Raw genomic sequence first — 11,799 nt, 5'->3', positions numbered from 1 at the left:
GGTCACTTGGTGACCGGGGGTCCGCCGCTGTTGTGGGGGAAGTTGTGAAGGTCGTTTTCGATTCGGCCGCGCGGCGGGCGGTCGCGCGCTACGGTGACGCGACCCGGCGGAGAGGCGCTGTCCGGTGAGACGGAGGTGCTGTGTGCGGTGTGTGGGAGGGGCCCGGCGGGGGCATGTTCCGGTCAGGTCGTGTGGCCAGGGTCCGGGAGAACGTCGCAGTTCAGAGCGTTGGCGGGGTTGGCGGAAATGTGGTCGTGAAGATCATGTGCGCGTTTGTCGGGAACTTGTGGATCACTGCTGACATGTCCGGTCGCCGGTAAGGAGTGTTCTGTTTCCGGCGCATGACTCAGGTCACAGGGCGATCACACATCTTCCGGTCACCTATCCGTGTGCCCGAACGCCCGATTACATTCCCCGCACACCGCACGGACAAGCGGTGTCCTGTGAGGGGATGCCAACTTCCCCCGCTGACAAGATCGTTCGCGCGGCTCCGAGGGGTTCGTAGTGCTGAACAAGACCATCGTCAAACTGGCTATACCGCTGGCCGTGGGTGCTCTGGCCCTGACCGGGTGCGGCAGCGACTCAGGCAGCGGCGACGGCGTCGTGAGGATCGCCTTCCAGGGTCCGCTCTCCGGCGACAACGTCGCGCTGGGTGAGAACATGCAGAACGGCGTGAAGCTGGCCATCGACCAGGCCAACGCCAAGGGCGACCTCGACTTCAAGCTTGAGTACGTCGCCGGTGACGACCAGGGTCTGCCGGACAAGGCCACGGCCGCCGCGCAGAAAATCATCGAGTTCGAGAACGAGTCCGTCGTCGCTGTTGTCGGCCCCGCCTTCTCCGGTCCCACGAACACGTCGTCGCCGCTGTACGCGGAGTCCGGTCTGGTGACGGTCTCGCCGTCCGCGACCAACCCGCTGCTGACGGACAAGGAGAACGGCTTCACCAGCTTCCTGCGCGGTGTCCCCAACGACAACATGCAGGGCGCCGGCATGGCGACCTACTACGCCAAGAAGCTGCAGGCGAAGAAGGTCTACCTGATCGACGACAAGACCGACTACGGCGTGGGCCTGGCGACTGTCGCTGAGAAGGGTCTGAAGGACGCCGGTATCGAGGTCGTCAAGAAGTCCGTCCCGCAGAAGACGCCGGACTACTCCGCGACCGCGAAGGACGTCGTCAACTCCAAGGCCGACGCGCTGATCTACGCCGGTTACTACCAGGATGCGGCTCCGTTCGCGAAGAAGCTGAAGGACGCCGGCTACAAGGGCGCGGCGATCTCCGGTGACGGTACGAACGACATGAAGTTCGTCGAGCTCGCGGGTGACGCGTCCGAGAACTGGTTCCTCACCTGCCCGTGCACCGACGCCACCGTCGAGGCGGGCACGAAGAAGTTCGCCGAGGACTACCAGAAGGAGTTCGGCCGCGCGCCGGGTACGTACTCCGCAGAGGCGTTCGACATCGCCAACATGATCATCGCCGAGGTCAAGAAGGCAGGTGCGGACGTCGAGCGTGAGGCTCTGCGTGACGCGCTGGCGAAGGCCTCCTACAAGGGCCTGACGAAGACCTTCTCCTTCGGTGAGAACGGTGAGTTCAAGGGCACCGACGTCTACCTGTACCAGGTCAAGGGCGGCAAGATCGGGTACCAGGGCAACATCAACGAGCTGGCCGGCTGACGCTGGGGCTTAGTGGCTGATGCCATGCGACTGGGGGCCGGGAGGCGGTAGTTCTCCCGGCCCCCGTCCGCGAAGTGGGGCGGTCGGTTCCCGACCGGTGCTCCCACTGTTTCGAATGATTCGCCCGCGGGCCGCCCTCGTCGCCACGAGCGCCGCCGCCCGCTCAGCTCCCACAAGGAAGTCTGCTCCATGTCCCTTCAGGAATTCTGGGACTACCTCGTCCTAGGGGTGATGCTCGGCTCGCTGTACGCCGTCATCGCCATCGGCTACACCCTTGTCTACGGCGTGCTGCAGCTGATCAACTTCGCGCACAGCGAGGTCTTCATGCTCGGCGCCTACGGCAGCCTCATCGTCCTTCAGCTGGTCAGTCCGGGGGACAACCCGTCCGCTCTTGCGTCCATCGGCTTTGTCGCTCTCGCCATGGCGGGGTCGGCGCTGTTCGGCGGCGTCACTGCGTACGGCCTGGAGAAGGTCGCGTACCGACCACTACGCAGACGTGGCGCGCCGCGGCTGATCTTCCTGATCACCGCGATCGGCGCCTCGTTCTTCCTGTACAACCTGGCCGGCAAGCTGTTCGGGCGTGACCCGCTGCCGCTGCCGGACATGTACGACAACCACACCGTGTTCTCGCTGTTCGGCGCCGGTGTGAACATCACTCAGATGCTCCAGTTCGCGACGGCCGTGGTCATGATGATCGCGCTGGACCTGCTGGTGACCCGCACGAAGCTCGGCAAGGGCATCCGCGCGGTCGCCCAGGACGCCGAGGTCGCCGGCCTCATGGGCGTCGACATCGACAAGGTCATCTCCCGCACCTTCATCATCGGCGGTGTGCTGGGCGGTGTGGCGGGCTTCCTGTTCGCCAACCTGAACCAGGTGTCGTACACGATGGGCTTCATACCCGGTATCACCGCGTTCGCCGCGGCCGTCGTCGGCGGCATCGGCAACATCCGCGGTGCGATGTTCGGCGGCATTCTGATCGGCATCGTGGAGACGATGACGGTGCCGCTGCTCGGTGACGAGTGGCGCAGCGTCTCGGCCATGGTCGTGCTGATCCTTGTGCTGATGTTCCGCCCGATGGGCATCCTCGGTGAGCGAGTGGGGAGGGCGGCATGAGTACGGTCGACACCTCGAAGAACCTGACGCCGTCTGCGGCGTCGAAGCTGCGCCGTACGGCGTGGTACCAGTCGGAGCGTTTCTCCCGGCTGTGGGCGATGATCGCCCTGGGTGTGCTGCTGGCCCTGGTGACGGGCGAGCAGGGCAACACGCGTGACATCTTCTTCTCGATCGAGAACACGTTCACGGGTCCCAACCTGTGGGTGTGCCTGGGTCTTACGGTCGGTGTGTGGGCGCTGCGGGAGTTCGCGGCGGCGCCGATCAAGGGCGCGGTCACGAAGGCCAAGGAGTCGGCCGGTTCGGCTGTCTCCGGTGGCCCGGTGGGCACGCTGCGGGAGCGGCTGCGGACCGACAAGCGGGTGAAGCTGGGTGGCATCGCCGTCCTGCTGATCCTGGTCCTGGTCATTCCGTCGGGTCTGACGCGGACCTGGCAGACGGTGCTGGTGGACCAGATCGCGATCTTCGCGCTGCTGGCGATCGGCCTCAACGTGGTGATCGGCTGGGCGGGTCTGCTGGACCTGGGCTTCTTCGCCTTCTTCGCCGTGGGTGCCTACTCGACGGCGTACTGGACGGGCCGGCTTCCGATCGAGCCTCCGGTCGTGCTGAACAACTTCTGGGTCATCCCCGTCGCGGTGATCACGTGTCTGATCTGTGGTCTGCTGCTGGGTGCTCCGACGCTTCGGCTCCGGGGTGACTACCTGGCGATCGTGACGCTCGGTTTCCACGAGATCATCTACCTGGTGGCGAAGAACGCGGACGGGCTCACGGGCGGTCCGCAGGGTGCCCGGCTGATCCCGGACTTCTCCATCGACTTCGCGGGCTTCGAGTACAAGTGGTCGATCAAGCCGCTGCCTTACTGGTACCTGCTGGTCTTCTTCATCGTCCTGGTGATCATTCTGTTCTCGCGCCTCGAGCACTCGAGGGTGGGACGTGCGTGGACGGCGATCCGTGAGGACGAGATCGCGGCGGCGGCGAACGGCGTCAACACGGTGCAGTTCAAGCTGATGGCGTTCGCGATCGGTGCGTCGACCTCGGGCGTCGCGGGTGTGATCTTCACGAGTAAGTACGGGTACATCAACCCGGAGGTCTTCCCGCTTCTCCAGTCGATCCTGATCCTGGCGTACGTCATCTTCGGCGGTATGGGTTCGATCCCGGGTGTGCTGATCGGTACGGCGATCCTGGTGTGGCTGCCGGAGGCGCTGAAGGACTGGGTGGACCCGTCCGACCGGTACATGTATCTGGGCGCGCTGCTGGTGATCATGATGATCTACCGGCCTCAGGGTGTCTGGCCGTCCCGGCGAAGGCAGCGAGAGCTGAAGATGGCTGAGGAAGGCATCGGCGACGCGGACGCGATGTCCGAGCCGGCGGGAGGCAAGATCTGATGAGCACGGACGTGAAGAGCGACGCGACGGCCGGTGCGCAGCCTTCGGCCGCCGGCACCGATCTGGTGCTGCAGGCGTCGGATGTGACGCTGCGGTTCGGCGGGTTGACCTGTCTGGACCATGTGGACGTCAACATGTGCCGGGGCGAGGTCCTGGCGGTGATCGGGCCGAACGGTGCGGGTAAGACCTCGCTGTTCAACTCGCTCACCGGGGCGTACACCCCGCAGGAAGGCAAGATCGTCTTCCACTCGAAGGATGGCGACCAGAAGTCCCTGCTGGGCAGCAAGCCGCACATCGTCAACCGTGTGGGTGTGGCGCGTACGTTCCAGAACATCCGGTTGTTCGGTGCGCTGACTGCGCTGGAGAACGTCAAGATCGCGGCGGAGACCCGGCTCAAGGCCGGCCCTGTCTCGATCATGCTGGGTCTGCCCAACGCGCGTAAGGCGGAGCGGCTCAGCGACGAGCGTGCGCACCGGCTGCTGAAGTTCGTGGGCCTGGAGGACAAGCTCAACGAGATCGCGGGCAGCTTGTCGTACGGCGACCAGCGCAGTCTGGAGATCGCGCGGGCGCTGGCCACGGATCCGCAGGTGCTGCTGCTGGACGAGCCGGCCGCCGGTACGAACCCGACGGAGAAGCTGGAGCTGGAGCAGCTGATCCGCCGTATCAACACGGAGCTGGGCATCAGCGTGCTGCTCATCGAGCACGACATGCGTCTGGTGATGTCGGTCGCGGACCGGGTGATGGTTCTCAACTTCGGCAAGAAGATCGCCGAGGGGACGCCGAGCGAGGTGCAGCAGCACCCGGCGGTGATCGAGGCCTATCTGGGCGCGTCGGCGGAGGACGCGGAGGTGGTTCAGGCCGCCATCGCGGAGCAGCATGCGGCGACGGACGGTTCGCAGGAACCGGCGTCGGACGGGTCCGCTTCCGAGGAGCCGGGTTCGGACGAGCCTGCTTCCGAGGACTCGGGTTCGGACGAGCCGGATCCGGACGAGCCTGCTTCGGACGGGTCCGCGGCGGACGATGCCTCGGACGAGGTGTCGGCCGATGCGGAGTCGTCGGACGGAACGGCGCCGGGCGAGACCGCGGCGGACGAGGAGAGCGGCAAGTGAGCACCACGACTGAGCTGCAGAAGGACGCCGGTACGGCGGGCACTTCGGAAGAGACGCTGCTCGAACTGAAGAGCATGCGTGTGTTCTACGGCGCCATCGAGGCCATCAAGGGCATCGACCTGACCGTGCGCAAGGGCGAGATCGTGGCCCTGCTCGGCGGTAACGGCGCGGGCAAGACGACGACGCTGCGCACCGTCTCGGGCATGCTCCAGCCGCGCCACGGCGAGGTGCTGCTGCGCGGTGAGCGCATCGACGGCATCAAGTCGCACGAGCTCGTGCGGTTCGGCATCGGTCATGTGCCGGAGGGCCGGCGGGTCTTCTCGACGATGACCGTGCGGGAGAACCTGGAGATGGGCGCGTACCGCTTCAGCTCGGTCGACATGGCCGAGATGGACCGGGTGTTCACGCTCTTCCCGCGTCTGGCCGAGCGGCGCTCGCAGCAGGCGGGCACGTTGTCGGGCGGTGAGCAGCAGATGCTGGCGATCGGCCGTGCCCTGATGGGCAAGCCGGAGCTGCTGCTGCTGGACGAGCCGTCGATGGGTCTGGCGCCGCTGATCGTGCAGCAGATCTTCGAGATCATCGAGGAGATCAACAAGCAGGGCACGACGGTGCTGCTGGTGGAGCAGAACGCCACGCAGGCGCTGGGTCTGGCGAACCGCGGCTACGTCCTGGAGACGGGCGAGGTCGCGATGTCGGGGCCGGCGGCGGATCTGCTGGCGGACAACCGGATCCGGGCGGCGTACCTCGGTGAGGGCGCGGCCTGACGGTCCGTGAACCGATGAGAAAGGGGCCGGGAAGCTTCGCTTCCCGGCCCCTTTCCGTGCCTTGCGGGTCTTTCGCGGGGCCGGTTCAGCCCTGGGCGTCGCGGAGCAGGCAGGTGAGGCGTGCGGTGCAGACGCGCTTGTCCTGCTCGTCGGTGATCACGATTTCGTAGGTGGCGGTGGAGCGGCCGCGGTGGACGGGGGTGGCGACTCCGGTGACCATTCCGGAGCGGGCGCCGCGGTGGTGGGTGCAGTTGAGGTCCACGCCGACGGCGATCTTGGAGGGGCCGCCGTGCAGCATGGAGCCGACGGAGCCGAGGGTCTCGGCGAGGACGGCGGAGGCGCCGCCGTGCAGCAGGCCGTACGGCTGGGTGTTGCCCTCGACGGGCATCGTGCCGACGACCCGGTCCGCCGCGGCCTCGAGGATCTGTACGCCCATGCGCTCGCCCAGGTGTCCGGCGGAGAAGAGCGCGGGCAGGTCCACCCCGAGCTCGGCGTACTCGTCGATGACCTCTTGCGGGAACTTCACGGTGGTCTGCTCGCCCATGCCGGCTCCGATCGTATGACTGTCTGGTCCTGTGTTCGTCTGCTCGTCCTGCTGCCTGAGCGAACGCTTAGACGGTTGGTGATTGTTCCAGACGTACGATCACGGACTTGCTGGCGGGGGTGTTGCTGGTGTCGGCGGTGGAGTCCAGCGGGACCAGCACATTGGTCTCCGGGTAGTACGCGGCGGCACAGCCCCGCGCGGTGGGGTAGTGGACGACGCGGAAGCCGGGGGCCCGCCGCTCCACGCCGTCCTTCCATTCGCCGACCAGATCGGCGTACGAACCGTCGGCCAGACCCAGTTCGCGAGCGTCCTCGGGGTTGACCAGGACCACCCGGCGGCCGCCCTTGATGCCGCGGTAGCGGTCGTCGAGGCCGTACACCGTGGTGTTGTACTGGTCGTGCGAGCGCAGGGTCTGGAGCAGCAGCCGGCCCTCGGGGACCTCCGGGTACTCGACGGGGGCGGCGGTGAAGTTGGCCTTGCCGGTGGCGGTGGGGAAGCGGCGCTCGTCGCGGGGGCCGTGCGGCAGGGTGAAGCCGCCGGGGCGGGCGATCTTCGCGTTGAAGTCCTCGAAGCCGGGCACGACGCGGGAGATCCGGTCGCGGATCGTGCTGTAGTCCCGTTCGAAGTCCTCCCACGGTGTGGTGGAGGAGGGGCCGAGCACGGCGCGCGCCATCCGGGCGACGATCGCGGGCTCGGACAGCAGGTGGGGGCTCGCGGGGGTGAGGTTGCCGCGGGAGGCGTGGACCATGCCCATCGAGTCCTCGACGGTCACCACCTGCCTGCCGCCCGCCTGGATGTCCTTGTCGGTACGGCCCAGGGTGGGCAGGATGAGCGCCCGGCGGCCCGTGACCGCGTGCGAGCGGTTGAGCTTGGTGGACACGTGCACGGTCAGCCGCGCACGGCGCATCGCGGCCTCTGTGACCTCCGTGTCGGGGCTCGCCGCCACGAAGTTGCCGCCCATGGCGAAGAACACCTTCGCCTTCCCGTCGCGCAGCGCCTCGATGGACCGCACGACGTCGAGGCCGTGGTGGCGTGGCGGGGCGAAGCCGAACTCCTTCTCCAGGGCGTCCAGGAACGCGGGCGCGGGCCGCTCGAAGATGCCCATGGTGCGGTCGCCCTGGACGTTGGAATGCCCTCGGACGGGGCAGACGCCCGCACCAGGGCGGCCGATGTTGCCGCGCAGCAGAAGGAAGTTGACGACCTCGCGGATGGTGGCGACGGAATGCTTGTGCTGGGTCAGGCCCATCGCCCAGCAGACGATGGTCCGGCGGGAGTCGAGCACCATCCGCAGGGCCTGCTCGATCTCGTCACGGCCGAGGCCCGTCGCGGCGAGCGTGGCATCCCAGTCGGCGGCCCGTGCCGCAGCGGCGAAGTCCTCGAAGCCTTCGGTGTGCTCGCGCACGAACTCCTCGTCGACCGCGCCCCCGGTCTCCAGGATCAGCTTGTTGAGGAGACGGAACAGAGCCTGGTCGCCGCCGATGCGGATCTGGAGGAAGAGGTCGTTCAGCGCGGTGCCCTTGAGCATGCCGCGCGGGGTCTGCGGGTTCTTGAACCGCTCGAGACCGGCCTCGGGCAGCGGATTCACCGAGATGATCCTGGCGCCTGAGCCCTTGGCCTGCTCCAGCGCGCTGAGCATCCGGGGGTGGTTGGTGCCCGGGTTCTGCCCGGCGACGATGATCAGGTCCGCCTGGTGCAGGTCCTCCAGCGAGACGCTGCCCTTGCCGACGCCGATGGTCTCCGTGAGCGCCGAGCCGGAGGACTCGTGGCACATGTTGGAGCAGTCGGGCAGATTGTTCGTGCCGAACTCGCGGGCGAACAGCTGCAGCAGGAACGCCGCCTCGTTGCTGGTGCGGCCGGAGGTGTAGAACAGCGCCTCGTCCGGGGATCCGAGCGCGCGCAGTTCCTCGGCAATGATCGCGAAGGCCCGCTCCCACGTCACCGCCTCGTACCTCTCGGCGCCCTCGGGGAGATACATCGGCTGCGTGATCCGGCCCTGCTGCCCCAGCCAGTAGCCGCTGCGGCGCGCAAGATCGGAAAGCGGGTGCGCGGCGAAGAAGTCGGGCGTCACCCGGCGCAGGGTCGCCTCCTCCGCGACCGCCTTCGCGCCGTTCTCGCAGAACTCGGCGACATGGCGCTTGTCGCCCTCCGGCCAGGCGCAGCCGGGACAGTCGAAGCCGTCCTTCTGGTTGACCTTCAGCAGGGTGCGGGCGGTGCGGCCCACTCCCATCTGCTGCTGTGAGACGCGCAGGGTGTGGCCGATGGCGGGCAGGCCGGCCGCCGCATGCTGCGGGGCCCCGACCTGCGGGGCGTCCTGGACCGGGTCCCCTGCGGGCGGCTTGCTGGCCATCGTGCTCCCCTTCGAGCCGTGCCTGTGCGATACGTCTTTCCCTACCTCTCCGATCCTGTCACGGGCCTCCGACAAACGGTGAGCCCAGGCCGGGCGGTCGGGAATGTCAGCGGTGCATGGCAGGATCGGGGTCGTGGCTGAGACAGCATCGAAGAAGACGGCAGACAACCGACCGCGCCTGCTCCTCATGGACGGGCACTCCCTGGCGTACCGGGCGTTCTTCGCGCTGCCCGCGGAGAATTTCACGACCGCGAGCGGCCAGACGACCAACGCGATCTACGGCTTCGCGTCGATGCTGGCGAACACCCTGCGTGACGAGGCGCCCACGCATTTCGCGGTGGCCTTCGACGTCTCACGCAAGACCTGGCGGTCGGCCGACTTCCCGGAGTACAAGGCGAACCGCTCCAAGACGCCCGACGAGTTCAAGGGCCAGGTCGAGCTGATCGGCGAGCTCCTCGACACGATGAACGCCGAGCGGTTCGCGATCGACGGCTTCGAGGCGGACGACGTGATCGCCACCCTCGCCACCCAGGCGGAGGCCGCGGGCTTCGAGGTGCTGATCGTCACCGGCGACCGGGACTCGTTCCAGCTGGTCAGCGAGCACACCACCGTGCTCTACCCGACCAAGGGCGTCTCCGAGCTGACCCGCTTCACCCCGGCGAAGGTCGAGGAGAAGTACGGCCTCACCCCGCAGCAGTACCCGGACTTCGCCGCACTGCGCGGTGACCCGTCCGACAACCTGCCCGGCATCCCCGGCGTCGGGGAGAAGACCGCCACGAAGTGGATCAACCAGTTCGGTTCGTTCGCGGCGCTCGTCGAGCACGCGGACGAGGTCAAGGGCAAGGTCGGCCAGGCGCTGCGCGACCACCTGGAAGCCGTCAAGCTCAACCGCCACCTGACGGAGCTGGTGCGCGACGTGGAGCTGCCGAAGGCAGTCACCGACCTGGAGCGCGCGCCGTACGACCGGACCGCGCTGAAGGGTTTCCTCGAGGTCCTGGAGATCCGTAACCCGAGCCTGCGGGAGCGGCTGCTCGCGGTCGACCCCGGAGCCGCGGAGGAGGAGCCGCCGGCCCCCGAGGCCGGTGTGGAGCTGGACGGCACCGTGCTCGGCGCCGGCGAGCTGGCGTACTGGCTGGAGCAGCACGGCAAGCAGCCGCTCGGCGTGGCCACCGTCTCCGCGTGGGCGCTGGGCGTCGGCAGCGTCAGCGAGGTCGCGCTGGCGGCCGCCGACGGCAAGGCCGCCTGGTTCGACACGACCCAGCTCGACGAGTCCGACGAGCGGGCGTTCGCCTCGTGGGTCTCCGACCCGTCCCGGCCGAAGGTCATGCACAACGCCAAGGACGCGCTGCGGGTCTTCCCCGAGCACGGCTGGGAGATCGCCGGCGTGACCATGGACACGGCGCTCGCCGCCTACCTGGTCAAGCCCGGCCGCCGTTCGTTCGCCCTGGACGCGCTGTCCATCGAGTACCTGCACCGTGAGCTGGCACCCGCCGCGGCGGACGGGCAGCTTGCGTTCGGCAGCGACGAACAGGCCGAGGCCGACGCGCTGATGTCCCAGGCCCGCGCCGTCCTGGATCTCGGCGAGGCGCTCGGCGGGAAGCTGAAGGAGGTCGGCGCCGTGGAGCTCCTGCACGACGTCGAGCTGCCCACCTCCCTGCTGCTGGCCCGGATGGAGCGGCACGGCATCGCCGCCGACCGCGCCCACCTCGAGGCCATGGAGCAGCAGTTCGCGGGCGCCGTGCAGCAGGCCGTGAAGGAGGCGCACGAGGCAGTGGGGCACGAGTTCAACCTCGGATCCCCCAAGCAGCTCCAGGAGGTGTTCTTCGGCGAACTGAACCTGCCGAAGACGAAGAAGACCAAGACCGGCTACACCACGGACGCCGACGCGCTCGCGTGGCTCGCCGCGCAGACGGAGCACGAGCTGCCCGTCATCATGCTGCGCCACCGCGAGCAGGCCAGGCTCCGCTCGACGGTCGAGGGCCTGATCAAGACCATCGCCGCCGACGGCCGCATCCACACCACGTTCAGCCAGACCGTCGCCGCGACGGGACGCCTCTCCTCCACCGACCCCAACCTGCAGAACGTGCCGGTAAGGACGGACGAGGGCCGCGCCATCCGGCGAGGCTTCGTCGTCGGCGAGGGCTACGAGTCCCTGATGACGGCCGACTACAGCCAGATCGAGCTGCGGGTCATGGCCCACCTGTCGGAGGACGCGGGTCTGATCGAGGCGTTCACCTCCGGCGAGGACCTCCACACGACCGTCGCCTCCCAGGTGTTCTCGGTCGAGCGGTCCGCCGTCGACGCGGAGATGCGTCGCAAGATCAAGGCGATGTCGTACGGGCTTGCCTACGGGCTCTCGGCGTTCGGCCTCTCCCAGCAGCTGGGCATCGAGCCTGCCGAGGCACGAGTCCTGATGGACACCTACTTCGAGCGGTTCGGCGGCGTGCGGGACTACCTGCGGCGCGTCGTCGACGAGGCGCGGGCCACAGGCTACACGGCGACGATGCTCGGCCGGCGCCGGTATCTCCCCGACCTCAACAGCGACAACCGGCAGCGGCGTGAGTCCGCCGAGCGGATGGCGCTCAACGCACCGATCCAGGGCACCGCGGCGGACATCGTCAAGGTCGCCATGCTCAACGTGGACCGGGCACTGAGGGACGCGAAGCTGTCGTCCAGGCTGCTCCTCCAGGTCCACGACGAAATCGTCCTGGAGGTCGCCCCGGGCGAGCGCGAGCAGGTCGAGACACTCGTGCGCCACGAGATGTCCTCTGCCGTATCGCTCCGCGCCCCGCTGGACGTCTCGGTCGGCTCGGGCACGGACTGGGAGTCGGCAGCCCACTGACGCCTGCGGCACGCCCCTCGCCCGGGG

The 11,799-nt window shown here is 68.0% G+C and carries 8 protein-coding genes; 6 read left to right on the top strand and 2 right to left on the bottom strand.

Annotated elements, in window-relative coordinates:
- The first annotated feature begins 504 nt into the window (after positions 1-504).
- The 5 genes from ACWGH4_RS20910 (at position 505) to ACWGH4_RS20890 (ending at position 6,039) form a co-directional block, all read left to right on the top strand.
- The gene (locus ACWGH4_RS20910; RefSeq protein WP_453462972.1) at positions 505-1,671 is read left to right on the top strand and encodes a branched-chain amino acid ABC transporter substrate-binding protein; all 1,167 of its coding nucleotides are present in this window, start codon (positions 505-507) and stop codon (positions 1,669-1,671) included.
- Positions 1,672-1,860: 189 nt separating this feature from the next.
- Positions 1,861-2,784, top strand: coding sequence for an ABC transporter permease subunit (locus tag ACWGH4_RS20905; RefSeq protein WP_441264370.1), 924 nt, complete (start codon positions 1,861-1,863; stop codon positions 2,782-2,784).
- Positions 2,781-4,166, top strand: coding sequence for a branched-chain amino acid ABC transporter permease (locus ACWGH4_RS20900; protein ID WP_453462968.1), 1,386 nt, complete (start codon positions 2,781-2,783; stop codon positions 4,164-4,166). The genes ACWGH4_RS20905 and ACWGH4_RS20900 overlap by 4 nt, the downstream gene beginning before the upstream one ends.
- Positions 4,166-5,275: an ATP-binding cassette domain-containing protein gene (locus tag ACWGH4_RS20895; RefSeq protein ID WP_453462965.1), complete on the top strand. Its 1,110-nt coding sequence runs from the start codon at positions 4,166-4,168 to the stop codon at positions 5,273-5,275. Before ACWGH4_RS20900 ends, ACWGH4_RS20895 begins: the two co-directional genes overlap by 1 nt.
- Positions 5,272-6,039 (top strand): ABC transporter ATP-binding protein, encoded by a 768-nt coding sequence (locus ACWGH4_RS20890; RefSeq protein WP_159693025.1) that lies wholly within the window; start codon positions 5,272-5,274, stop codon positions 6,037-6,039. Before ACWGH4_RS20895 ends, ACWGH4_RS20890 begins: the two co-directional genes overlap by 4 nt.
- A gap of 85 nt (positions 6,040-6,124) precedes the next feature.
- Here the strand turns inward: ACWGH4_RS20890 and ACWGH4_RS20885 are convergent, their stop codons facing one another.
- Entirely contained in the window at positions 6,125-6,583 is a 459-nt protein-coding gene (locus ACWGH4_RS20885; RefSeq protein ID WP_453462961.1) for a PaaI family thioesterase, read from the bottom strand.
- A gap of 67 nt (positions 6,584-6,650) precedes the next feature.
- Positions 6,651-8,930 (bottom strand): FdhF/YdeP family oxidoreductase, encoded by a 2,280-nt coding sequence (locus tag ACWGH4_RS20880; RefSeq protein WP_453462958.1) that lies wholly within the window; start codon positions 8,928-8,930, stop codon positions 6,651-6,653.
- 133 nt (positions 8,931-9,063) lie between these two features.
- On the opposite strand from ACWGH4_RS20880, the gene polA reads away from it, so the two are divergent.
- Positions 9,064-11,772 (top strand): DNA polymerase I, encoded by a 2,709-nt coding sequence (gene polA / locus ACWGH4_RS20875; RefSeq protein ID WP_453462956.1) that lies wholly within the window; start codon positions 9,064-9,066, stop codon positions 11,770-11,772.
- Positions 11,773-11,799 lie beyond the last annotated feature (27 nt).

This window comes from Streptomyces sp. NPDC054847, from assembly GCF_053610925.1.
The sequence above is the reverse complement of the archived record's forward strand: the minus strand, read 5'-3'. Positions and strand labels throughout refer to the sequence as shown.